The sequence below is a fragment of the Nitratireductor luteus genome (genome assembly GCF_026162365.1).
Classification (GTDB): Bacteria; Pseudomonadota; Alphaproteobacteria; order Rhizobiales; family Rhizobiaceae; genus Chelativorans; species Chelativorans luteus.
On sequence record NZ_JAOANW010000014.1, the window covers coordinates 122,678 to 145,041 of the forward strand.

At 62.7% G+C, this 22,364-nt stretch carries 22 protein-coding genes; 3 read left to right on the top strand and 19 right to left on the bottom strand.

Annotated features, from left to right (window positions below):
• Positions 1-118: 118 nt before the first annotated feature.
• From N1058_RS19000 to N1058_RS19060, 13 genes are all read right to left on the bottom strand, one after another.
• Positions 119-490 carry a hypothetical protein gene (locus N1058_RS19000; RefSeq protein ID WP_265519169.1) on the bottom strand — a complete coding sequence of 124 codons (372 nt, stop codon included), beginning with the start codon at positions 488-490 and terminating at the stop codon, positions 119-121.
• 5 nt (positions 491-495) lie between these two features.
• Entirely contained in the window at positions 496-1,248 is a 753-nt protein-coding gene (locus tag N1058_RS19005) for a hypothetical protein (RefSeq protein ID WP_265519170.1), read from the bottom strand.
• Between the two features lie 491 nt (positions 1,249-1,739).
• Positions 1,740-3,320, bottom strand: a complete 1,581-nt coding sequence (locus N1058_RS19010) for a ribulokinase (protein ID WP_265519171.1) — start codon at positions 3,318-3,320, stop codon at positions 1,740-1,742.
• Positions 3,321-3,440: 120 nt separating this feature from the next.
• Positions 3,441-4,130, bottom strand: a complete 690-nt coding sequence (gene araD / locus N1058_RS19015; RefSeq protein ID WP_265519172.1) for an L-ribulose-5-phosphate 4-epimerase AraD — start codon at positions 4,128-4,130, stop codon at positions 3,441-3,443.
• 75 nt (positions 4,131-4,205) lie between these two features.
• Positions 4,206-5,147 (bottom strand): ABC transporter substrate-binding protein, encoded by a 942-nt coding sequence (locus N1058_RS19020; RefSeq protein WP_265519173.1) that lies wholly within the window; start codon positions 5,145-5,147, stop codon positions 4,206-4,208.
• 49 nt (positions 5,148-5,196) lie between these two features.
• On the bottom strand, positions 5,197-6,180 hold the full coding sequence (locus N1058_RS19025; protein WP_420848017.1) for an ABC transporter permease subunit: 984 nt from the start codon (positions 6,178-6,180) through the stop codon (positions 5,197-5,199).
• Positions 6,177-7,757, bottom strand: a complete 1,581-nt coding sequence (locus N1058_RS19030) for a sugar ABC transporter ATP-binding protein (protein ID WP_265519174.1) — start codon at positions 7,755-7,757, stop codon at positions 6,177-6,179. Before N1058_RS19030 ends, N1058_RS19025 begins: the two co-directional genes overlap by 4 nt.
• Positions 7,754-8,554 (bottom strand): DeoR/GlpR family DNA-binding transcription regulator, encoded by an 801-nt coding sequence (locus N1058_RS19035; RefSeq protein ID WP_265519175.1) that lies wholly within the window; start codon positions 8,552-8,554, stop codon positions 7,754-7,756. The genes N1058_RS19030 and N1058_RS19035 overlap by 4 nt, the downstream gene beginning before the upstream one ends.
• A 151-nt stretch (positions 8,555-8,705) precedes the next feature.
• Complete coding sequence (locus N1058_RS19040; RefSeq protein ID WP_265519176.1) at positions 8,706-9,206, bottom strand: GAF domain-containing protein; 501 nt, start codon at positions 9,204-9,206, stop codon at positions 8,706-8,708.
• A gap of 20 nt (positions 9,207-9,226) precedes the next feature.
• Positions 9,227-9,976, bottom strand: coding sequence for an ABC transporter ATP-binding protein (locus N1058_RS19045; RefSeq protein WP_265519177.1), 750 nt, complete (start codon positions 9,974-9,976; stop codon positions 9,227-9,229).
• Positions 9,973-10,818 carry an ABC transporter ATP-binding protein gene (locus N1058_RS19050; protein ID WP_265519178.1) on the bottom strand — a complete coding sequence of 282 codons (846 nt, stop codon included), beginning with the start codon at positions 10,816-10,818 and terminating at the stop codon, positions 9,973-9,975. Before N1058_RS19050 ends, N1058_RS19045 begins: the two co-directional genes overlap by 4 nt.
• Positions 10,815-11,723, bottom strand: coding sequence for an ABC transporter permease (locus N1058_RS19055; protein ID WP_265519179.1), 909 nt, complete (start codon positions 11,721-11,723; stop codon positions 10,815-10,817). The genes N1058_RS19050 and N1058_RS19055 overlap by 4 nt, the downstream gene beginning before the upstream one ends.
• On the bottom strand, positions 11,723-12,802 hold the full coding sequence (locus N1058_RS19060; protein ID WP_420848018.1) for an ABC transporter permease: 1,080 nt from the start codon (positions 12,800-12,802) through the stop codon (positions 11,723-11,725). The genes N1058_RS19055 and N1058_RS19060 overlap by 1 nt, the downstream gene beginning before the upstream one ends.
• A gap of 131 nt (positions 12,803-12,933) precedes the next feature.
• On the opposite strand from N1058_RS19060, the gene N1058_RS19065 reads away from it, so the two are divergent.
• The 3 genes from N1058_RS19065 (at position 12,934) to N1058_RS19075 (ending at position 16,353) form a co-directional block, all read left to right on the top strand.
• Positions 12,934-13,581 carry a helix-turn-helix domain-containing protein gene (locus N1058_RS19065; protein ID WP_265519180.1) on the top strand — a complete coding sequence of 216 codons (648 nt, stop codon included), beginning with the start codon at positions 12,934-12,936 and terminating at the stop codon, positions 13,579-13,581.
• A 19-nt stretch (positions 13,582-13,600) separates the two neighbouring features.
• Positions 13,601-15,187, top strand: a complete 1,587-nt coding sequence (locus N1058_RS19070) for an ABC transporter substrate-binding protein (protein ID WP_265519181.1) — start codon at positions 13,601-13,603, stop codon at positions 15,185-15,187.
• Positions 15,188-15,249: 62 nt separating this feature from the next.
• A complete protein-coding gene (locus N1058_RS19075; protein WP_265519182.1) occupies positions 15,250-16,353 on the top strand; it encodes a M24 family metallopeptidase in 1,104 nt (367 codons plus the stop codon).
• A gap of 329 nt (positions 16,354-16,682) precedes the next feature.
• Here the strand turns inward: N1058_RS19075 and N1058_RS19080 are convergent, their stop codons facing one another.
• From N1058_RS19080 to N1058_RS19105, 6 genes are read right to left on the bottom strand one after another with little or no spacing between them, the layout of a single operon-like run.
• Entirely contained in the window at positions 16,683-17,603 is a 921-nt protein-coding gene (locus N1058_RS19080) for a LysR family transcriptional regulator (protein ID WP_265519183.1), read from the bottom strand.
• A 54-nt stretch (positions 17,604-17,657) separates the two neighbouring features.
• A complete protein-coding gene (locus tag N1058_RS19085) occupies positions 17,658-18,464 on the bottom strand; it encodes a hypothetical protein (RefSeq protein WP_265519184.1) in 807 nt (268 codons plus the stop codon).
• A complete protein-coding gene (locus tag N1058_RS19090; RefSeq protein ID WP_265519185.1) occupies positions 18,461-19,765 on the bottom strand; it encodes an amidase family protein in 1,305 nt (434 codons plus the stop codon). The genes N1058_RS19085 and N1058_RS19090 overlap by 4 nt, the downstream gene beginning before the upstream one ends.
• Before the next feature lie 8 nt (positions 19,766-19,773).
• Positions 19,774-20,472: a DUF2848 domain-containing protein gene (locus N1058_RS19095; protein ID WP_265519186.1), complete on the bottom strand. Its 699-nt coding sequence runs from the start codon at positions 20,470-20,472 to the stop codon at positions 19,774-19,776.
• A gap of 24 nt (positions 20,473-20,496) precedes the next feature.
• Complete coding sequence (locus N1058_RS19100) at positions 20,497-21,777, bottom strand: TRAP transporter large permease (protein WP_265519187.1); 1,281 nt, start codon at positions 21,775-21,777, stop codon at positions 20,497-20,499.
• The gene (locus N1058_RS19105; RefSeq protein WP_265519188.1) at positions 21,774-22,352 is read right to left on the bottom strand and encodes a TRAP transporter small permease subunit; all 579 of its coding nucleotides are present in this window, start codon (positions 22,350-22,352) and stop codon (positions 21,774-21,776) included. The genes N1058_RS19100 and N1058_RS19105 overlap by 4 nt, the downstream gene beginning before the upstream one ends.
• Between the last annotated feature and the right edge of the window lie 12 nt (positions 22,353-22,364).

The window sequence follows — 22,364 nt, forward strand, 5'->3', positions numbered from 1 at the left end:
GCCAGGCCGGTCCGTACCGCACAGTCCGAAGGGACGTGCGGGAACCGCGAGCGGGCTTGAACGGCCGGCTTCCTCCGGCAAAACTCAAGGAACGCGCCCGGGAAAGCCATGCCAGACACTACGACGCTTTCCCGTCATCGGCCGCAAGGCCACGCAGCCTGATGAAGGTGGCGAACCAGAAGCGAAAGTCGGCTTCGCGTCCTGCATAGCGGGCAGTGAAGGCGGCCTCGGCTGCCGCGGTTGCGGCGGTGGAGGGGCCGAAGAGATCGAGCGCCGCCCTGGCTGCGGCATCCGGATCGGCCAGCCCCCACATCGAGAAACCTCCGTCACCTGCACCTGCGCCAGATGCCGAGCCGGGGGCCGAACCCTCTTGGGGCGCGGCCGGCAGCAACCGGCTGTCTTCGGCATTTTGACCCGGTGGTTTGCTGCGGCGCGGCGGCCGTGCCATCTCCCGCAGCTCCTTCTCGCCTGATGATTTGTTCGCGGACATGGCCGTCAGCTCCTGCTCCCACTCGGGCCCTTGCCGACCTGGAAGCAGCAGCCGTCCCGGTGCCGTCGCAGGTAGGGACCGTCGCGATCACTGCCGGGGATGAAGGTGCCCGGCTGCATCGCCTGCCCGAGGCGCACCAGATCGACGAGGGCCGAGCGGATTTGCGGCCATGGAAAGTCCGAGCAGTCCTCCCAGCTCTCACCCTCCCTGAGAACCGCATCCAGCTTGCCGGCGATGCCGGCCAGCGATGTGGCAGGCGTATGGGTGAGGGCATCGAACAAATCCTGCTCGTGATCGGCCGCGTCCTGCTCGGCCTGTTTGGCAGCGGAATAGCCGAGTTCCTCGTCGGCGGCATCCCAGCGGGCCTGATAGGCGGCCAAATCGGCCTCGGCCTTGGCACGCGTGCCGACCCAGAACGGATCGTCCCCGAAGAGTTCTTCGATCTGTTCAGGATCGTGGACGGTGACGGTCACGTCTTCGTCCGGCAGGAAAACCTCTGCGCAAGGAAAGCCGACCCTGTTGATCAGCCTGCTTTCCAGGCACTGCTGCTTGCGGCATGCTGCCAAGGCTCTGCGATACGCCGCCTTCCACTCGTTCCACAGTGCGAGCGCCGGGTCGAAGGCGGGTTTCCCCCCCAGTGCACCCGCGGCGGCTCCTGCGGTGGAAAGCGGCAAAGTTGCCGTGGTCGCTATCGTCCCCGTCAACAATGTCCTACGCGTGACGGAAGGCAAAGTCGTGGTATCGTCCGAATCATCCATGATCCGAGCTCCATACAGCTTGGGTTATGGTCAGGCTGAGCGGCGTGTTGGCGCACGTCGCTCAGCTGCAAATCATAAGGCCTACAACCTACGTACGTACCGTACATTACGGAAGTTGCCATTGTCAAACTCACCAAATCACTCTGAGATGAAAACTGAACGTTTTGAGCTGCGCCTTTCAGGCCAACTGCTAGCGCGCATCGACGAATGGCGCCGCAATCAAGTCGATCTTCCTACCAGATCGGAGGCGGTTCGGCGCCTCGTGGAACTTGGATTGAGTTCGGGCGAACCGTCCAACATTTCAGGTAAACGCTGAAGAAGCGAGGCGCATTGGTGCGTTGGAGCGCGGAAGAGTGCCTTGCTGGCGATCTGGCCGGATAGGAGACGCCGACCGAGACCTTTTCCGAGAGAGCGACATCTAGCCCGGCCTTTAGGATAAGGGCGTCCTCCGCGATCGGGGTGCAGGAGACAGATACTGCCCACCAGTCCCCTCAACGAACGGGTGAACCGAGGCGGAAGGCTCTGAGCTTTGGCAAGACCTCCTGCAGGACCAGGGGGCGGCCTTCGCCGAACCCGAAATAGAGGGCTTTGAAGAGGCCGTAGAGTTCTTGATATGCCGCGGAGGTTTCCGCCCTCGGGTAGTAGACCTTGGAAGGCGGGCTCAGGGCTGCCTGTGCTTCGGCTATGCCGCCGAAAACACCGGCGGCAAGTGATGCGAATATGCATGCGCCGACGCCGACCGGGGAGCGCGAGGGCACGTGAACCTCGCAGCCGAGGACATCGGCGTAGATCTGGTTGAGGATCTCGTTTTTCTGGGGAATGCCGCCGGCATTGACGACACGCTGGAAGGAAAGCCCGCCCTCGCCCATGCGGTCGATGATGATCCTCGTATGCATGGCCATGCCTTCGATCGCGGCGTGCATTTCATCGGCGGCCGTGTGCGACAGGTCCCATCCGAGCGTGACGCCGCCCAGATCCGAACGCACCAGCACGGTGCGGTCGCCATTGTCCCAGGTCAGCCGCATCAGGCCGGTCGATCCGGGGCCGTAGCCGTCAAGCCTGCCACATAGGCTGGCGACGTCGCTGCCAGCCCGCCGCGCTATGGCCTCGAAGATATCGCCGGTGGCCGACTGGCCGGCTTCGATGCCGACCAGGCCCGGGATGACGCTTCCGGGCACGGTGCCGCAAATGCCGGCGACGGGCTTTGTCTCGTCGTCGCCGAGCGCGATGATGCAGGTCGACGTGCCGATCACATTGACGACGTCGCCTTCACGGCAGCCGCTGCCGACAGCGTCCCAATGGGCGTCGAAGGCGCCGATAGGGATGGGGATACCTGCCGCAAGGCCCAACCTTTCGGCCCATTCGGGGCAAAGGTGTCCCGCAAGCACCAGCGAAGTGCCATAACGGCCATCGAGCCTGGCGTTGACGCCATCGAACAGGGGGTCGACGCGCGTGAGGAAGTCCTGGGGTGGCGGTCCGCCCCACCGGGCGCCCCACATCCATTTGTGCCCCATGGCGCAGATGCTGCGCGGCAGGTCCGCGACGGATTTAATGCCGCACAGGGTGGCCGCCAGCATGTCGCAATGCTCGAGTGCGGCGGCGACCCGATCACGCTTGTCGGGGTTATGCCGCAGGAAGTGCAGGAGCTTGGCGTAACCCCATTCATGGGAATAGACGCCGCCGCTCCAGTCCAGCGCCTCCAGCCCTTCCCTGCGGGCATGCTCGGTGATTTCGGCAGCTTCCGCATGAGCACGGTGATCGCACCACAGATAGTAGTCGTCGAGCGGCTCCAGGTTCCGGTCGACGGCGATCACGCTCGATCCCGTGGTGTCGGCGGCAAAGGCGGCGATCTGCGTTCCGTCTATACCAGCCTCGGCGACAGCCGCCCGCATGGCGCGGGTGAGCGCGCCCATGTGGTCGGCATGGGCCTGACGGGCAAGGAGAGGATTTTTCTCCGAACGCTCGAGCGGATATTCGGCCGAAGCCGAAGAAAGCGTCGTGCCGGTCCGGGTGTCCATGATGGTGACCCGAACGCTCAGAGTGCCGAAATCGGCGCCGGCAATGATCGTCATATCTCCCCCGTTCCAGCTTCTATAGTATTTTGCAGTCAGGTGGAATCACCTGACGTCCGCATAAATGCGGAAGAACAACAAGATAGAGCGCCGGTGCGTCCGAACGGGCCCACTGGCGCCCTACTGTCCGTAAGTTGCGCCGGCGCCGTGCTTTCTTCGATAGTGGTAGTCGAGCAGGCTGTCGGGAATGGGCTTCAGGCCCGGGTTCAGGGTGTGCGAATGCCACGCCATCTTGGCGACCTCTTCCAGGATCAGCGCATTCAGCACCGCTTCGTCCGTCGTCCGGCCCCAAACGAATGGCCCGTGGCCGGCGACCAGCACGGCCGGCACCTCCAGCGGATTGCGGCCCTTGAAGGTCTCGACGATGACCTCCCCCGTCGCCGCGACATAGCCGCCCTCGATCTCCTCGGACGTCAGATGCCGCGTCACCGGAATCTCGCCGCGAAAATAGTCGGCATGTGTGGTACCGAGCGGCACTATCGGCATCAGGCTTTGCGCCATGATCGTGGCATAGGTGGAATGGGTGTGGATGACGGCACCGATCTCCGTGAAAGCCCTGTAAAGGGTCGTGTGGGTATCGAGGTCCGAGGACGGTTTGTACTTGTTGTCCAGCGACCGGCCGTCGATATCGGTCACCACCATATGGTCCGCCGTCATCGCCTCGTAGGCGACACCGCTCGGCTTGATGACCACCCTGCCGCTTTCACGGTCGATCCCGCTGGCATTGCCGAAAGTGGCCAGCACCAGGCCGTGGCGCACCGTGGCGAGATTGGCTTCCAGAACCGACTGCCTGAGCTGCGAAAGCGACATTCCCTGCTATTCCCGAATAAAATGAACGGTGCCGGATGCGCCCGCAGAGCCGGGCGCATCCCGTTTGGCGTCAAATCAGCGCTTGGCCGTCCAGCCCTTGTAGCTGTCCACATTCTCCGCCGTGATGAGCTCCGGCTCCAGAAGAACCGTGTCTTCCTCGGGCGTGTTGCCCATGAAGACGTCGTAGCCCATCTTGAGCGCCATGCCGGCCATGACATAGGGGTCCTGGGATGCGGACGCCTTGATCATCGAGTTGCCGGAGGACAAAGCCTCCTCGATGTCGGGCGCCCCGTCGACCGCCGTGATGAAGAAGTCGTCGCGGCCAAGCTGTTTTGCCGCGAGCGAGGCGCCGATTCCGGTCGGGTCGTTGATGGCGAAGACCGCATCGATGTCGTCATAGCGGGTCAACAGGCCCTCCATGACCGAGAGCCCGCCGTCACGCGAGGCCTGGCCATTCTGATCGTCGGACAGGATGGTGATGCCCTCGTGCTTGGACAGGACGTCCTTGCAGCCCTTAACCCGGTCGATGATCGACGAGGATTGAGGGCCGTTTATGATGATGACGTTGCCTTCGCCGCCTTCCAGATTGTCGACGATGTACTGGCAGGCCTTGGCGCCGGCCGCCACGTTATCCGTCATGACCGTGACATTGGCGCCGGGCGCCGAAACGTCGAAGGCGGCGACAACGATGCCTGCGTCCTTGGCGCGCTTGACCGCCGGGGCGATCGCGCTGGCATCGACAGCGTTGAGCATGATGATATCAACGCCCGCGGCGATGAAATTGTCGATCTGGGAGACCTGCTTGTTGAGGTCGTAGTCGGCCGAGACCGACGTCACCTGAACGTCGGGATTGATCTCCTTTGCCCGGTCTTCGATGCCCTTGATGGTGGCCACGAAGAACGGGTTGCCGAGCAGGCCCACCGAGATGCCTATGCTTTCGAGATCCTTGGCAACGGAAGCGCCGGTGAGGGCGGCAACCGCCGCGGCGGTGCATAAAAGTGTCTTCAGACTACGCATGTTACTCCTCCATGGTTTTGCGTTGGGTGGTCGATTATCGCCGGTGCGATCAGGTGCGGGCCGCGCCCTGGAGCCGGTATCGATCGAGCGCCACGGCGACGATGATCACGAGCCCTTTGATGATGAACTGCCAGATGTCGGAGACCCCGGCGAGGATGAGGCCGTTGGACAGGACGGCGATGATGAGCGCGCCGACGAGCGTGCCCCATATGGAGCCGACGCCGCCGACGAAACTGGTGCCGCCCAGAATGACGGCGGCAATGGCGTCCAGCTCATAGGCCATGCCGAGCTGCAGGCCGTTGGCGGCATAGAGCCGGGCAGCCGACATCGCGCCGCCGAGCCCTGAAAGAAGACCCGACATGCCGTAGACGAAAAGGAGAACCAGCGAGACCTTGATGCCGGTCAACCGCGCCGCCTCCTGATTGCCGCCGACGGCATAGATCCACGTGCCGAGCACCGTGCGGCGCAGGATGAACCACGATACCAGGATCACGCCGATAGCGATCAGCGCCAGCCAGGGGATGCCGAACAGCGTACCGTTGCCGATGAAGTCGAAAGGAAGATTGGCGTTGAAGACGGTCGTATCGCCGCCCATCAGCCGGGCAACGCCGCGCACGGCGGTGAGCGATCCCAGCGTGACGATAAAGGGCGGCAATCTCAGGAAGGCGATAAGGCCGCCATTGGCGAGCCCGAAGGCAAGGCCGAGCGCCATCGCCGCCGGTATTCCCAGCATGCCGTATTCGGGGATCAGCGAGACGATCACGGCCAGCATCGCTGAGGCGGCGAGTATGGAGCCGACCGACAGATCGATGCCGCCGGTCAGGATGACGAATGTCATGCCCGCCGCCAGCACGATGTTGATGGAGGCCTGCTGCATGACGATGGACAGATTGTTGACCGACATGAACTTGCCGCTCAGAAGCTCGAAGCCGATGGCCAGCAGAAGCAGGACCGGCAGCATGCCGAGCGCCCTGATGATCCCCTTCATTTCAAGGCGCCTGCGCGCCTCGTCGCCATGTACGATATCCGTCATTGGTGCTGAACCTGCTGTGCCGCCGCGCTATCGGGCGTGGCGTTGGTTGCGTTGTCGTTGGCTGGGCCGGTGGACAGCGTCATGATGCGCTCCTGGTCGATCGGCTGGCTTGCAGTCGCCTTCACTTCACCGGCGATCCTGCCCTCGCGCATGACCAGCACGCGATCAGTGACGCCGATGATTTCCGGCAATTCGCTGGAGATCATGATGATCGCCAGGCCGCGCGAGGCGAGTTCGTCGATAAGGCGGTAGATTTCCGACTTCGCGCCGACGTCGACACCGCGCGTCGGCTCGTCGAGGATGACCACCTTGGGCTCGGTTTCGAGCAGCCGGGCCAGCAGCACCTTTTGCTGATTGCCGCCAGACAGCGCACCGACATTGATGCGGCTGTGAGGGGTCTTGATACCCAGCGAAGCTATCGCGCCCTTTGCCCGGCGCGCGGCGGTGCGGAAATTGCGGATGCCGAAACGGCGGGCGTCGCGCTCCAGCACGCCCATGCTCACATTCTCCGAGACCGACATGTCCAGGAACAGGCCGAGCGCCTTGCGGTCCTCGGTCAGGTAGGCGATGCCGTGGGACAGGGCCTCGCGCGGACTGCGGCTGTGCACCGACTCGCCGTCAATGCGGATCGTGCCTGAGACTGCCGGATCGGCGCCGAAGATGAGCCTGGCCAGCTCCGTGCGGCCGGAACCTACGAGGCCGGCGATCCCCAGGACCTCCCCTCGATGGACCGCTAGCGAGCAATCCTCGACCAGCTTGCCGTCGCCAAGCCCCTCTACCGACAGAACGATGTCGCTGTCATCGTCGCGCTGCTTGTGCTCCTTCTTGTAGAAGGTGCTGAGGTCGCGCCCGACCATCATGGCGACGAGTTTGGGCGCGGAAAGCTCGTCGCGGTCGAGCGTTCCCACAAAGGCACCATCGCGGAGCACCGAGCATCGATCGGAAAGGCGGTAAACCTCCTCCATCCGGTGGCTGATATAGATGATCGCCACGCCCTCCGCCTTGAGCGCGGAAATCACCTTGAAAAGTTGTTCGGCCTCGCGCGTCGACAGCGAGGTCGTCGGCTCGTCCATGACGATGACGCGGGCCTTGGTCGACATGGCGCGGGCGATCTCGACCAGTTGCCGTTCTCCAAGGGACAGGTCACCGACAAGGGTGCCGGGCCCGAAACGCACCGCAAGGCGCTCTAGGATGGGGGCCGTCGCCCGGTTCATGGCGCGCCGATCGACGATACCGGCGCTGGAAGGCTCGCGGCCGAGGAAAATGTTCTGCGCGACCGTCAAATTCGGCGCCAGCGACAGCTCCTGATAGATGACGGCAATGCCCATTGCCCTCGAATGTTTCGGATCACCCGATTGGATCGGCTTGCCATCGATGAGGACGGAACCGCCGGGGTCGGCCTGGTAGGCACCGGAAAGGACCTTCATCAGGGTGGATTTTCCGGCGCCGTTTTCACCCATCAGCGCATGCAGCTCGCCGGCCCGCACCGTCAGGGACACATCGGCAAGCGCCTTGACCGGGCCGAATGTCTTGCTGATCGAGCGCATTTCCAGGAGTGGAGGAGGAGGCGTGCTCATCCCCTGCCCTCCTCGGCCCTGCTCTCCCTAGGTGGGGCGATCATGAAGTCTACGCCCATGTCCTCCAACATCTTGGCGTCGTTGTCGGAAAGACCATCATCGGTCACCAGCTTCGATATGCGGGACAAGGGCAAGGTGACGGTCGGCGGCCGCATCGAGAATTTCCTGCTGTCGACCAGAACGACGATCTCGTTGGCCAGCCCGCACATATCATTGATGAAGCGAACGAGGAGCGGGTGCTGCTCAAGCAGGCCTTCGCGGCTGACGCCGAGCGCGCCCACGAAGAATTGTGAGGCATAGAAGGTGTAGCCGCCGCGGGCGGCGTCATAAAGGATGCCCGGCTCGCGATGGAGATCGCCGCCGCCGACGGTGAGCTGGCAGGTGCCGTGCTCGCTCATATAGGCGGCCACCGGCATGGAATTGGTGAATACGCGCACGTTGCGCTGCGCCATCTCGCAGCCGAAGTGAAAGCATGTGGAGCCGCCGTGGATGATGATCAGGCTGCCGTCACGCACCAGCGTGCTCGCAGTCCGAGCGATGGCCTTCTTTGCCTCGACGGCAATGTCGCGGTTCTCCACGAAAGGCAGCGCCGTCGAGCGGCGCGCGGGCCCGAAACCATCGGGAGCTGCGATCCCCCCGTGTACTTTCCGGGCCCTACCGGCATCGTGAAGTTTTTCGATATCCCGCCGAACGGTGGCGGCCGATACGCCGACGATCTCCTGCAGCTCCTTCACGGTGACAAAGGGCCGCTCGTGCAGCAGATCCAGGATCACCTGGTGGCGATGTAAATCGCTCAACTTCTCCTCCCAGCCGTCAGCGTGATCTTTTTATGTCACTCTAAGGACAGGGATGCAACTATATAATCATATCTGTGTGCTATTTTGCTCAATATCACCCACAAACGTGACTGTTTTCCACCACTTCGAGCTTGAGTGTGCAACTTTTGCGTCAGTCTCTCAGCCGCTCACTCGCCAGATAGGCCGCCTTGGCCGGCAGGGAGAGCAGGTTTCGCGCCCGCTCGACGCGTTCGGGCCTGTAGTGACGCTCCTCGTGCAGCATGTTGACGGTGCCGACCAGCGTGTCGGCCAGGACAACCGGCAGGTTGATGACCGAGCCGCAGCCAAGGCGGCCGATCAGTTCGGCGTCGGGGAAGACCTTGTCGATGTCGGCAAGCGTGTTGGCCACGAAACACTGGCGGCGCTTGTGGACCTGATCGAACCAGTCGCCGTAGCGGATCGGCTTGGTGCCGGAGACGGGATATTCGGTTGGATGGCTGGTGTAGGAGCGGCTGGCAAGCCCGGCCTGCATATCCACCGTCATGAAGGTAAAAAGCTTTGCGCCCACCGTCGCCCGGGTGAGCGCCAGGAGCGCGGTGAAGGGCGCATCGACGTCGCGGGCAAGTGAAAGCGCATGATCGAAATCGGCAAGCGCGCCGTCAAATTTAGCCATTTCGGTTCCTTGAGACGGTATCAGGCAGCAGGTTCGCCGCCGCTAGCGATGAAAAGTTCACGGGAATAGGAGTGTTCCAGCGTGCCGGATTTCAAGTCCGAGACATCCGCCACCTCCACGATGCGCCCGTGACGCATCACGGCCAGGCGGTCGCACAGGAACGAGACGACGGGGAGATTGTGGGTGACCATCATATAGGTCAGCCCCTGTTCGCGCCGCAGCTTCTTCAGGAGGTTCAGGATCTCGGCCTGCACGGAAACATCGAGCGCCGAGGTGGGCTCATCGAGCAGCATCACTTTCGGCGTCAGCATGAGGGCGCGGGCGATCGCCACGCGCTGCCTTTGCCCGCCGGAGAGCTGATGCGGATAGCGGAATCGGAAGCGCTGATCGAGGCCGACGGCGTCGAGCGCGTCCTTGACCCGCCGGTCGCGCTCCTTCAGCCCGTGCACGAGAAGGGGTTCCGACAGGCAGTCGTCCACCGTCTTGCGGGGGTGCAGCGAACCGTAGGGATCCTGGAACACCATCTGGCAGTCGCGTGCGAAGGCGCGGTCGGGGCGGTGGCCGCGGCGGCGGCCCAAAACGCTGATTGTGCCGGTCCAGTCGGGGGCGAGGCCGGCGATGGCCTTCAGGATGGTGGTCTTGCCCGAACCGCTCTCGCCGACGAGGGCGAAGCTTTCACCCTCGTCAATCGCCAGATCGACGCCGTGGACGATGCGGGTCGGGCCATAGGATATGTTTAGCTCTTCAAGCAGGATTGCCGGTTGCTTCACGTGCCTGCTCCTGTTGCCCAACTCGAACGGTCGAGCACCGGCAGTTCCTCACGATCCTCGTTCATCCGCGGCATCGCCGCCAACAGGCCGCGCGTATAGGGATGTGTTGCATTCGCCAGTTCGCTGGCCACGCATTCCTCGACGACTTCGCCGGAATTCATCACCAGGATGCGGTCACAATAGCGGGCCACAAGGTTGAGATCGTGGCTGATGAGGATCAGGCCCATGCCCTTGCCGGAAACCAGTTCCTCGATGATGTCGAGGACCTGCGCCTGCACCGAGACGTCCAGCGCGGAGGTCGGCTCGTCGGCAATCAGCAGATCCGGCTCGGGGATGAGCATCATGGCGATCATGACCCGCTGGCCCATGCCGCCGGATATCTGGTGCGGGTAGAGACCGGCAACGCGCTCCGGACCGTCGATCCGCACCGCTTCCAGCATGGCAAGCACGCGGGCCTGCAATTCGCTGCGCGCCATCGGGCGGTGGGTCTGCAGCGCCTCGCCGATCTGCGCGCCTACCGTCATAACCGGATTGAGCGAGAATTTCGGGTCCTGCATGATCATGGAAATGCGCGCGCCGCGCAGGTGCCGCATCTGGCGGTCGCTTTGCGCGGCCAGGTCGATGCCGTCGAAAACCATCCGATCGGCGGTCACGCGGCCGGGCGGGCGGATCAGCTTGAGGATCGAACGGCCCGTCATGGATTTTCCGGAACCGCTTTCGCCCACGATGCCAAGCCGCTCGCGGCCCAGCGTGAAGGAGACGTTCCGCACGACCTCGATCGGCCCTTGCGCGGTGGGGAAGGTGACGGTCAGGTTTTCGATTTCCAGCAAGGGGCGGGTCACTGCTTGTTTTCCTGCTTGGGATCGAGCACGTCGCGCAACCCGTCGCCCAGGAAGCAGAAGCCGAGGCTTACCAGGATGATGGCGAAGCCCGGCATGGTGGCGACCCACCACTGGTCAAGGATGAAGTTACGCCCGCGCGAGATCATCGCCCCCCATTCGGGAAGCGGCGGCTGGGCGCCGAGCCCCAGGAAGCCAAGGCCGGCAGCGGTGAGGATGATGCCGGCCATGTCGAGCGTCACGCGGACGATGGTGGAGGACGCGCAAAGCGGCAGCACGTGCCGCAGGATAATCCGCGTCGAGGAAGCGCCCTGCAATTGCACCGCGGCAATGAATTCGGCATCGCGAAACGTCATCGTCTCGGCGCGGGCGATCCGCGCATAGACGGGCCAGGCCGTGATGGCGATGGCGATGATGGCGTTCTCGATGCCGGGGCCGAGCGCTGCGACGAAGGCCAGCGCCAGGATGAGCTTGGGCATGGACAGGAAGATGTCGGTAAGGCCCATCATAATGCGGTCGGTCGAGCCCCCGAAATAGCCGGACACCGCGCCGACCACGAGGCCGATAGGCGCCGAGATCAGCGCCACCATGGTGACGATCATCAAGGTGATGCGCGAGCCATGAATGATGCGGGAGAATATGTCCCGGCCGAGTTCGTCCGTTCCCATCCAGTGTTGCGCGGAAGGCGGCATCAGGCGATTGGTCAGGTCCTGCCCGGTAGCCGAATAGGGCGCAATCCACGGTGCGAAGGCCGCCATGAGAATGAGGGTCAGGATGATGAGGGCGCCGGCCACGGCCAGCGGATTGCGCGCCAGCGCCATCGATACGCGATAGGAGCGACCGAGGCCGGCCTGCAGGCGCGAGGAAGGTGAATCGTCCAGAAGCCAGTCGCGATATGTCACGGCCATTAGCGGGCCCTCGGGTCGAGGATGCGGTAAAGCACATCCGACATCTTGTTGATGAAAATGAACACCGCTCCGATGACGAGCGTCGCGCCGAGCACGGCGTTCATGTCGGCATTGAGCAGCGCGGTTGTGAGATAATTGCCGATGCCGGGCCAGGAGAACACAGTCTCGATCATCACCGAGCCTTCCAGAAGGCTGGCATAGGACAGGCCGATCACCGTGATGAGCTGGATGCGGATCGGATAGAAGGCGTGGCGCCAGACGACTTTCCATTCCGGCACGCCTTTGACGCGCGCCGTCGTCACATATTCCTGGCTGAGCTGGTCGAGCATGAAGGAGCGCGTCATACGTGCGATATAGGCAAGGCTGAAGAAGCCCAGGATGAAGGACGGCAGCAGCAGATGGCTGACTGCGTTCCAGAAAATCTCCGTTTCGCCGGCGATCAGACTGTCCACGAGATAAAGGCCCGTCACAGGATCCACCATGCCGTCATAGAAGAAGTCTATGCGGCCAGGACCGGCCACCCAGCCGAGCCCGGCATAAAAGACGGCGAGGCCAACAAGCCCTAGCCAGAAGGCCGGCACCGAATAACCAAGCAGGCCGAGAACCCGGATGATCTGGTCGCTGAAGCTTCCCTGCCGGGTCGCTGCCGTCACGCCCATCGGAACGCCCAGGAGCACGCCGATCAGAATACCGATCGTCGCCATCTCCAGCGTCGCCGGGAAGACACGGATCAAATCCTGCACAACGGGACGGCCGGTCGAAATCGACTGGCCCAAATCACCCGTCAGCACATCCCATACATAGGCGAAGAACTGCACGACAAGCGGGCGGTCGAGCCCCATGGCCTTCCGGGCCGCCTCGTAGACCTCGTTCGTGGCGCGGTCACCCACCACCGACAGAACCGGATCGATGGGCACGACACGGCCGATGAAGAAGGTGATCGCAAGCAGGCCCAGAAAGGTGAAGGCAACGACCGCGGCAAACCGCGCCGCGCCACCGAGCCGGCCCAGGATGCGGCCCGTAGCGGCGCTGATGCGCATATGCGCCGCAGTTTCCGCCGGCGATGGTTCAAATGCCAAATCGTCCCCCGAAGAGATGCGAGGGCGGACCGATCTGCACCGACGCAGCCTGCCGCCTTCCCTAAAAAAGTTCTTGGAGCATACAAAAAATTCTGCTTTCATCAAAAAAATTTTTATGGGGGAGAATTTTTTTGAGTAAACCGGCTGCACGGGCGATCGGCGAGAGCCACCCGAAAGTGGGCGCGCTCATTCGCGCGAGAAGGCGCAGGCTGGGGCTGACGCTGCAGGCGCTGGGCGATGCCGCCAGCCTGTCGGTCGGCTACCTCAGCCAGGTGGAGCGCGACCATGCGACGCCGACGCTGGCCACCCTTGCGCAGATTGCCAGGGCGCTCGGCGTAGCGCTCGACTATTTCATCTCTGCACCGCGCGCCGAAGACGCCCACACCCGCTCGGTGGAGCGCAAGCGTTTTTCCATAGACGGCTCCTCCATCATCTATGAGCGGCTGGGAACGGAGTTTCCCGGTAGCCAGCTCTCCTCCTTCATTCTCACCGTGCCGCCCGGCTACGCTTCGGAAACGGTGAGCCATGAAGGTGAGGAGATTATCTACATCCTCGAAGGGTCCATCACCCAGTATCTGGACGGCCAGCCCATGGCTATGGCGGCCGGCGACAGCCTGCATTATCGCGGCAACACCCCGCATGCGTGGGAGAACCCCCACGAGGCGCCGGCCCGCATCCTGTGGACCGGCACGCTGACGATCTTCAACGCGCCAAACCGGATAGAGCTCGTCTCGTCCGACTTGAAGGCCGGCGCTGCCGGCAGGAAACCAAAACACTGAACGTAATGGAGGCGGAACAATGAAACTGCTCAAGACAGTCCTACTGGCGGCGGCCATCGCCCTGCCTGCCGCGCCGGCGTCATTCGCCGCGACACCCGACAACCTTCTCGTCGTCGCCCAGAACATCGACGATATCGTCGCCATCGATCCGGCTCAGGCCTATGAGTTCTCGTCCGGCGAACTGGTGACCAATGTCTATGACCGGCTCGTGCAGTACGATGCCGAAGATCCCACTGTTCTGGCGCCGGGTCTGGCCACCGAATGGCAGGCCGACGCGGAAGCCAAGACGATCACCTTCACCATGCGTGACGATGCCACCTTCCACTCCGGCAATCCGGTGCGGGCAGAAGACGTCGTGTTCTCGTTCGCCCGCGTCATCAAGCTGAACCTGACACCCGCCTTCATCCTGGCGCAGCTCGGCTGGACGGCGGAGAATGTCGACGACATGGTCACCGCCGAAGGCAACAAAGTCACCGTGAAATATGAGGGCGAGTTCTCCCCGGCCTTCGTACTCAATGTGCTGGCCGCCCGCCCGGCCTCCATCGTCGATGAGAAGACCGTCATGGCAAACGAGGCCGACGGCGACATGGGCAACAAGTGGCTGAACGCCAATTCCGCCGGCTCTGGCCCGTTCGAGCTGACGGGCTACCGCGCCGGCGAGATGGTGCGTTTTGCCGCAAACCCGAACTATTTCAAGGGTGCGCCGAAGGTCGAGGGCGTGGTCATCCGGCATGTGGCGGAAGCGGCGACCCAGCAGCTTCTCCTGCAGTCCGGCGACGTCGACATGGCCCGCAATCTGACGCCCGACCAGATTTCAGGAATCTCGGCGGAAAACATCAAGGTCGAGACCTACCCGCAAGCCGCTGTCCACTTCCTTTCCTTCAACCAGAAGGTCGAAGCTCTGCAGCCCGCGGCCGTCTGGGAGGCGGCGCGCTATCTGGTGAACTACGAGGGGATGGTGAACAGCTTCCTCAAAGGTCAGATGGAAATCCACCAGGCGTTCTGGCCCAAGGGCTTTCCGGGCTCCTATGACGAGACGCCCTATAGCTACGACCCTGAAAAGGCGAAGCAGATTCTGGCCGATGCCGGCGTCGAGACACCGATCAGCGTGACGCTCGACGTGATCAACTCGACGCCGTTCACCGATATGGCGCAGTCGCTGCAGGCAAGCTTTGCCGAGGCCGGCATCAATTTCGATATCATTCCCGGCACGGGCTCGCAGGTGATCACCAAATATCGCGAGCGCAGCCACGAAGCGATGCTGCTCTACTGGGGGCCCGATTTCATGGACCCGCATTCCAACGCCAAGGCCTTTGCCTATAACAGCGACAATTCCGACGACAACTACCAGGCCACCACGACCTGGCGGAATGCCTGGGCCGTGCCGGCGGAGCTGAACGAAAAGACCATGCAGGCGCTTTCGGAATCCGATCCGCAGAAGCGCAACGAGATCTATGTCGACCTCCAGGAGCAGGTGCAGGAGAAATCGCCCATCGTCATCATGTTCCAGGCCGCCTACCAGGTGGCGATGGACAAGGACGTGAACGGCTATGTGAACGGCGCGACGTCCGATTTCGTCTACTACAGGCTCGTTTCCAAGGACTGAGCCGTTATGCCCCACCGGACCTTCCGGCGGGGCCGGAATTTTATCCCGATCAGGAGCATTCCATGCCGAACACCTTCGAAACGCGATTGAACGCGCTGCGCGAGCGCATGCGCGCCACCGGCACCGATCTCGTTGCCGTGGGCCCATCGAGCCATATGATGTGGCTGGCCGGGCTCGATCCGCACGGGGACGAACGGCCTGTCATGCTTCTGGTCAGCGCCAGCTATGCCGGCTTCCTGATGCCGGCGCTCAATGCAGACAGCGCCCGCCAGCATACCGGCCTGCCGCTGCATCGCTGGTCGGACGACGAGGGCCCGGCCGAGGCGCTGGGCGCCTTGATCCAGGCGCTCGACCTGCCTCGGGGCGAGATCGACCTGTCCCTCGACGAGACCATGCGCGCCGACTTTGCGCTGATGCTGCTCGACCGCCTGCCCGTCGGGCGTCGCCGCTTCACCGAAGAGACCGTGGGACATCTGCGGGCGTGCAAGGATGATGCTGAGTACCACCTGCTCAAGGCCAGCGCCCTGCTCAACGACAAGGCGATGCAAGCCGGGTTCGATGCGCTGAGGGAAGGTGTAGCCGAAAGGGAGATCGCCGCGATCATCCGCGACGTTTACAAGGCGAACGGGGCCGTGCCCGAGTTTACCAGCGTGTGCTTCGCCGGCAACGGCGCCTTTCCCCATCACCATACGGGCGAGACGCGGTTGAAGGCCGGCGATGCGGTCCTGATCGACACCGGCGGAAGGTTGTCGGGATATCCTTCCGACATGACGCGGATGGGCTTCTTCGGGCAGCCGTCGGATGCGTTCATCGAAATCCATGCCATCGTGGATGCGGCCGTAACCGCCGCGCTGGCTGCGGCCAAGCCCGGGGTCCGGGCAAGCGATGTCGACAAGGCTGCGCGCTATACCATTGCGAAGGCTGGATATAGCGAGAACTTCATCCATCGTACCGGCCACGGGCTCGGCGTCGACATCCACGAGCCGCCCTATATCACCGCCACCTCGGAAGCGGTGCTGGGCGAAGGCATGGTCTTTTCCATAGAACCTGGCATCTACCTGCCGGGGAAATTCGGCGTCAGGCTGGAGGAGATTGTCATCCTGCGGGCAGACGGGCCGGAAATCCTGTCTTCCATGCCGCGCTCGATAGTGGCGCGGGCGGCATAATGCTATAGTCGCGTTTCACCGCTGCGCCCTGCGCACCCCCTGCCCTGTCGGTTGAAAGCGATGGCGGCGAGGGTGATTTGAGTGTCCGCCCTGACGAGGCCGACATAGCAGATGCGGGTGAGCCGCCCATATGGCATTCGATGATCTCGGGTGCCTTCGCAACAGCCTCTGCATAGCGGTCGAGGACGTGCGGCGCGGGGCGATCGAACCTTACCGACGAGCGTCCACGTCCGATCTTTAAGGGATCCAGCACAGCCAGAACGGCGCGAACACCATGGTCACAGGTTCCAACGGATTGGCGGTATAGACGGTCCCGCAAGCGGTTGGGGTTAGGGTAATTCAGCCTGGCAGTTAGCCTCTTTATTAGCCCCGCTAATGGCAGCGACACGGGCGGCAATATCAACGGCCAATTCGACTGCAAGGGTGTCAGGCGATTCCAGCCAGCTTGCGCAGAAAGAAAGGTGGGGCATCCCCACATCGGTTTGGATGCGCACCAGCTTGCCGCTCTGCAACTCATTTTCAACCAACTCATCCGGAATGATGGCAATGCCCATTCCTTCTATAGCCATATGAACGGCGGTTGCCATCGAAGCACTGGCATGAAGTTTGATCGGTGGGAGGTCGGGCTGATTGAACAGCGACTTGACCAGTTCGTAGGGCTGCGTCTTGCGCGCGAAGGTGATGAGCGGAAAGCTCGCCAGATCGTGAACCGTCGCGGGATTTGGCACTCCCAAGGACGGGGTTGCGATGAAGCGTACGGGATATTCACAAAGCAGCCTGTTGCGCAGCAGCGGGGCTGAGAGCGGCCCGAGCAAGAACGCAATATCGATCTCCTGTGCCAGCAGCCGCGAACGCAGAGATGGTGAGATATCCACCTCGATCTCCACCGAAAGGTCCGGGTAGGTGTGGTTCATTTCCTTGATGAATACAGGCAGCCATGTGTGCACGATCGTCTCGGCCACGCCCAGCCGGATTACCCCGCGCACGGCCGACGCATCACGCAGGACGGACAACATCTCCGCACGCATGGCCAACAGCTTTTCGGCATAAACAAGCAATTGCCGGCCGCGCTGGGTCGGCGACACGTTGCGCGTTTCGCGGATGAGCAGCCTTGTGCCGAATTCTTCCTCAAGCTGGGCGATTCTGTGAGAGATGGCCGGCTGGGTAGTATTTAGTTTCTGCGCTGCGCCACGGAAACTGCCGAGTGCGACCACCCAGACGAGCGTTTCCAACCCCTTGAAATCAACCATTTACGCCTCAGCAGGATTATCGCTCAGGAAAGCAGCACGGCTATCGTCCACCTGTCAACGCGCCGGCGCGGGCCGTCGTTGTTTCCGCCTCGCCAGCACGGTGAAGAGAGCGGTCGCGAGACATGATAGAAGAAGTGCAGCCAGGAAGGCTGCGTCAGGCGGCATCATGTGCAAGGCCAAGGAAAGGGCAAGCGTGAAAACTGCCAGACTTGGCACGCCGCCGATCCCAGCTTGCATCGTCTGCGCGGCCGCCACCGCGCCATGATCCAGATGCAGTGAAAGTGCAACGACCGAAAAGCCGACCGGAAAGGCCATCAGCAGCCCGGCGAAGGATGAGCCAAGGGTACCGGCAAGGAGCGTTACAACGCCGACCAACAGGCCTGCCGCCACGCCGCGGGCAAAGAGAAGATTCCAGTTGATGCCCGCCATTTTGGTCGCGGCAGGTGACAGAAGGCGGCGGCCAAGAAAATGCATCGCGTAGGTCATAAGCAGGAAAAGCAGCCCGCCCAGGAGCGGATCGTGCGAAAGGAGGCTCAACGGGATTGCAACGACAGCCCAGGCCAGAACCGAGCAAAGGATCGCCACGAGCGCTCCCTTGCGAGACGTCGCCACATAGGCGGCGAGGAAGACCTGGGTGGCCGAAAGCGAAAAGAGTGCGCCCGCAGCCGCCTGCGATACGAATTCTGCATTGTAGTCGCGCAGAAGGAAATAGAAGCCGGGGGCGAGCACGATCGGCAATCCGACCAGTATGCCGCCCATGGCAGGTCCTACGCGCACCGCCATCCAGGCGATGAAGATCACGACGAAGGCCGTGGCAGATGCCCGGATCGTAAATTCAGCCCAGATTCCGCCGTCGTTCATGATCGCAAGATCGGCTCAGCCCTTTCGGCAAGCTGCAGAACCTGCCAGTCGGTTCCAGCGCCGGCAAACAGCATCAGCCCCGATGCAAGTTGTTGATCGCCCTGCATCGGTATGGTGGCGGCACAGCCATCGAGGAAATTGATGGCGGAGGGGTTTCGCAGCATCAGCCCATTCAGGCGATCGAAATCGGTTTCGACATCGGCAATGAGGGGCGCAACCGTGGGGACCGTCGGCGCGGCAAAGGCGCCAAACTCAGCGGCCAGTGCGGCAAACTCCGATATGGCCCGTGCGCGCCTCGCGCGCGCATTGGCCTCCTCGTCCGTGGCGAAGCTCTCGGCTGCCCGGATGCGGCGCAGTACGCGCGGATCGCCGACCTGCTCAAGACCATCCAGCCGGCTCTCGTGGATGACATGGGCCTCCGAAGCGACGATGATCCTGTTTACCTCGCCGAAGCCTTCCAAGCCGGGGAAGTCCACCTCGGCAATCTCGAAGCCGTGTTCCGACAGCCGGGAAAGCGCCTTTTCGAAGTCGCGGCCGACCTGGTCATCCAACCCTTCAAGAAGCGGTCCGCGCAAGACGCCAATGCGCGGTGTCCGGCCGGGAGCGGCCTGCGGCGCGCTGGCTGACACCACCGCATGCACGGCGGCACAAATGGAGATCGAGTGGGCCAGCGGGCCGATGCTGTCGTAGGTTTGCGACAGGGGAAACGCGCCGTCGAGCGGCACCGCGTGCTGCGTGGGCTTGAACCCCGTCAGCCCGTTCAGCGCCGCGGGGATGCGAACCGAACCACCGGTGTCGGTGCCAAGCGCGATATCGGCTATACCAAGGGCGACCGACAGCGCACCGCCGGAGGTCGATCCGCCCGATATCCGTGAGCGGTCGCAGCTGTTTCCGGGGTTGCCGAAATGCGGGTTCAGGCCCACGCCGGAATAGGCGAATTCGGACATGGTGGTTCGCCCGCAGGCAATCGCACCCGCCGCCTTGAGGCGCTTTACCGCTTCGGCATCCTGCCGGGCTGGCGTTCCCTCGGCAAGAATGACCGAGCCTGCCGTGGTGACGATGTCCGCCTCGTCGAACAGGTCCTTAATCGAGATCAGGAGGCCGGCAAGGGGGCCGGCCTTTTCGCCTGTTTCGTCGAGCGACCGGGCATCCTTCTCGATCCGTGCCGCATCGAAATTGGTAAACACCGTTCCCAATATGGCTGGATCGATTTCCAGCGCCCTATCGATTGCCTTGCGCGCGCGATCCTGTGCGCGAAAGGAGATGCGCCCGGAGGCAAGACGAAGCGGGGAAATGTCCATGGGATGCCTCAAGCGATTAGGGGTAGGACCTTCATCTCATAGCCATGCTCGATAGTGCGGCCCAACTGCTTATCGACCATCTCCATGCGAAAGAACCGCGCCGGACGCACACCGCCCGAAAGGACGGCGAACGTACCGCACATCATAGCCGTTCCATCTTGCAGGCGTTTCGCACCGGAAGCTGCCGGAGAGCCTGCGATGAGTTCGGCAAGCGGCCTGATGGAACCCAGGGTACCCTCCTGATAGGCAGTCCACGCTTCCTCTTCGCTTTCACGCACGAAAGAGCGGATCATAATCTCGTCCAGATGTCCTTCGACTTCATCGAACACCCAGAGGGTGGGCGCAACGGGCTTGGCGCAAAGCTGCTTGGAGAGCGCGACGGAGTGGGTCTCCAGCTTCCGGTCCGTATGGTCTGAGCCTAGACCGAGATAGAGCCGCTCGCCGTCGTCTATCAGGAGTGGTTCGGCCTCGCCCGATGAGGTGTTGCCAACGGTCTCGATTGTCGTGCCGGCGGAAAAGAGAGCGGCTGAGACATGATAGTAGAGGGGCACTGAGCTGGGAGGTGGGACACCTATCTCTTCCAACTCGGCAATGTGGTGAGCAACGGCCTCTGCATTGCGAGCTGTCCAGCCGGCGACGACGCCATGCCGAAGCTCGATTGAAACCGGTCCGCGACCTGCGACTTCAAAGGTTATTGAGTGTGTCATGTGCACCTGATCGAGAAACAAAGGCTATCCAGCCGGCGAAAAGAGGAGCGCGAGGGACGGAAAAAGAACCAGCAGCGCGATAACAAGAACCATCACGAAGACGTAAGGGAGAGCCCCCACCATGACCTCGCCCAGGCGGCCTTCCGTGCGGGCACCCTGGACCACGTAGAGATTGAGCCCCACGGGCGGCGTGATGAGCGCCATCTCGATCAGAACGATCAGCAAAATGCCGAACCAGACTTTGTCGAAACCCATGTCCGCAATAATGGGGACAACGATGGGAATCGTCGCAATCATCAGCGCCAGGGTTTCGATGAAAAAGCCCAGAACAATGTACATCAGGATGATGACGAGAAGTGTCCCGTAGGGTCCGAGCCCGAGGCCATCAAGGAAGTTCGTCAAGGTTCTCCCGAGGCCCGTCGCACCCAGCGTATAGTTCAGGAAGTAGGCACCGACGATCACGAACATCACCATCGATGTGGTGCGGATTGTGCCGAGCAAGGCATCCCGCAAGTTCTTGATGGTGAGCGCTCCGTAATAGGCCGCAATGGCCATCGCCATGGCAACACCGATTGCGGCCGCCTCCGTAGGCGTGGCCCAGCCACGATAGATCGAAGCAATGATGATCGCGAAGACCATGAGAACCGGGATGAGATGGGGCAGGCCCCGCAGGCGCTGGTCCCAGGTGAAGGAACGGCGCGTTCCCCCCAATCGCGGCCAGATGGCGCAGAGGATGGCGGTAATGATCATGAAGCCGAGCGCCATCAGCAGGCCGGGGACAATGCCGGCCAGGAAAAGCTGCGGAACCGAGGTTTGCGTGAGAAAGCCGTAGACGATGAGGTTGATCGACGGCGGGAGCAGGATGCCGAGCGCGCCGCCGGCCGCGATCGCGCCGGCAAAGAGGCGCTGGTCGTAGCCTTGCGACTTGGCCTGTGGCATGGCGACGGTCGCGACAGTCGCGGCCGTTGCGACAGACGAGCCGGAGGTTGCGGAGAACATGGTCGAGGTGCCGATATTGGCATGCACCAGCCCGCCCGGTAGCCAGGAGAGCCAGGCTTCCAGCGTGGCATAGGTGCGCTCCGCGATGCCCGCTCTTACGAGTATCTCGCCTAGGAGCACGAAGAGCGGGATCGCGATCAGCAGGAAACTGTCGGAGGAGGAATAGACCATCTGGCCGAGGCCGCGGATCAACGGCAATGGCGAGAAGAAGGCATCCATCCCCATGCCGAGGATGAAAAGCGCAGCCCCAACCGGCAGCGACAGCGCGAGAAGAACGGCCAGACCGACCGCGACATAGGTGATCACACCGTTTCTCCTATGCCCGCCTGAATTCCCGACACATCGTCGATATCGCGCCAGCGGCGGGAAAGCATCAGCATGACGGTCGATGCAAGCATCAGAGCCGAAGTGAGCGCCAGCCACGCCCAGCCAGCCAGCCAGATCACCTGCGGGATCCAAAGCTGGATGGCCAAGGGCGTGTTCGACCGCGAGCCGCGCGCCACGGATTTGGCGAAGACGTCGTAGGCGTAGTAGGTCACCACGAGGGCGACGAAGAGCACGCTTGCCATTGCCAGGGCGTCCAGCAGAGCCCGCCCGGGCGCGGGCAGTTTGGCGTGCAGGAGGTCGATGCGTACATGGGCGCGCTCGACCAGAGCATAGGAGAAGCCCCAGGTCGCTATGGCAGCCATGACATAGCCCGAAAGTTCGTCGGCACCGCCGATGCGAAAGAAGGGAACCCGCCGCCCGAGGACTTCGCAAAGGATCAGAATGACGGCCAAGATGAGCACCACTCCGCACAGCAGAGCGATCCACCGGTTGGCATTCCTGACTGCGCCGGCGATCTTCATCGCCGGCCCAGCCAATACGGCATGTCCAGTCATCAGCGGAGTTCC

Bases quoted from the DNA above. Each gene is read 5' to 3' on its own strand.
- N1058_RS19000 (WP_265519169.1), bottom strand. From the start codon at position 490: ATGTCCGCGAACAAATCATCAGGCGAGAAGGAGCTGCGGGAGATGGCA.
- N1058_RS19005 (WP_265519170.1), bottom strand. From the start codon at position 1,248: ATGGATGATTCGGACGATACCACGACTTTGCCTTCCGTCACGCGTAGG.
- N1058_RS19010 (WP_265519171.1), bottom strand. From the start codon at position 3,320: ATGACGATCATTGCCGGCGCCGATTTCGGCACTCTGAGCGTTCGGGTC.
- araD (WP_265519172.1), bottom strand. From the start codon at position 4,130: ATGTCGCTTTCGCAGCTCAGGCAGTCGGTTCTGGAAGCCAATCTCGCC.
- N1058_RS19020 (WP_265519173.1), bottom strand. From the start codon at position 5,147: ATGCGTAGTCTGAAGACACTTTTATGCACCGCCGCGGCGGTTGCCGCC.
- N1058_RS19025 (WP_420848017.1), bottom strand. From the start codon at position 6,180: ATGACGGATATCGTACATGGCGACGAGGCGCGCAGGCGCCTTGAAATG.
- N1058_RS19030 (WP_265519174.1), bottom strand. From the start codon at position 7,757: ATGAGCACGCCTCCTCCTCCACTCCTGGAAATGCGCTCGATCAGCAAG.
- N1058_RS19040 (WP_265519176.1), bottom strand. From the start codon at position 9,206: ATGGCTAAATTTGACGGCGCGCTTGCCGATTTCGATCATGCGCTTTCA.
- N1058_RS19055 (WP_265519179.1), bottom strand. From the start codon at position 11,723: ATGGCCGTGACATATCGCGACTGGCTTCTGGACGATTCACCTTCCTCG.
- N1058_RS19070 (WP_265519181.1), top strand. From the start codon at position 13,601: ATGAAACTGCTCAAGACAGTCCTACTGGCGGCGGCCATCGCCCTGCCT.
- N1058_RS19075 (WP_265519182.1), top strand. From the start codon at position 15,250: ATGCCGAACACCTTCGAAACGCGATTGAACGCGCTGCGCGAGCGCATG.
- N1058_RS19080 (WP_265519183.1), bottom strand. From the start codon at position 17,603: ATGGTTGATTTCAAGGGGTTGGAAACGCTCGTCTGGGTGGTCGCACTC.
- N1058_RS19085 (WP_265519184.1), bottom strand. From the start codon at position 18,464: ATGAACGACGGCGGAATCTGGGCTGAATTTACGATCCGGGCATCTGCC.
- N1058_RS19090 (WP_265519185.1), bottom strand. From the start codon at position 19,765: ATGGACATTTCCCCGCTTCGTCTTGCCTCCGGGCGCATCTCCTTTCGC.
- N1058_RS19095 (WP_265519186.1), bottom strand. From the start codon at position 20,472: ATGACACACTCAATAACCTTTGAAGTCGCAGGTCGCGGACCGGTTTCA.
- N1058_RS19105 (WP_265519188.1), bottom strand. From the start codon at position 22,352: ATGACTGGACATGCCGTATTGGCTGGGCCGGCGATGAAGATCGCCGGC.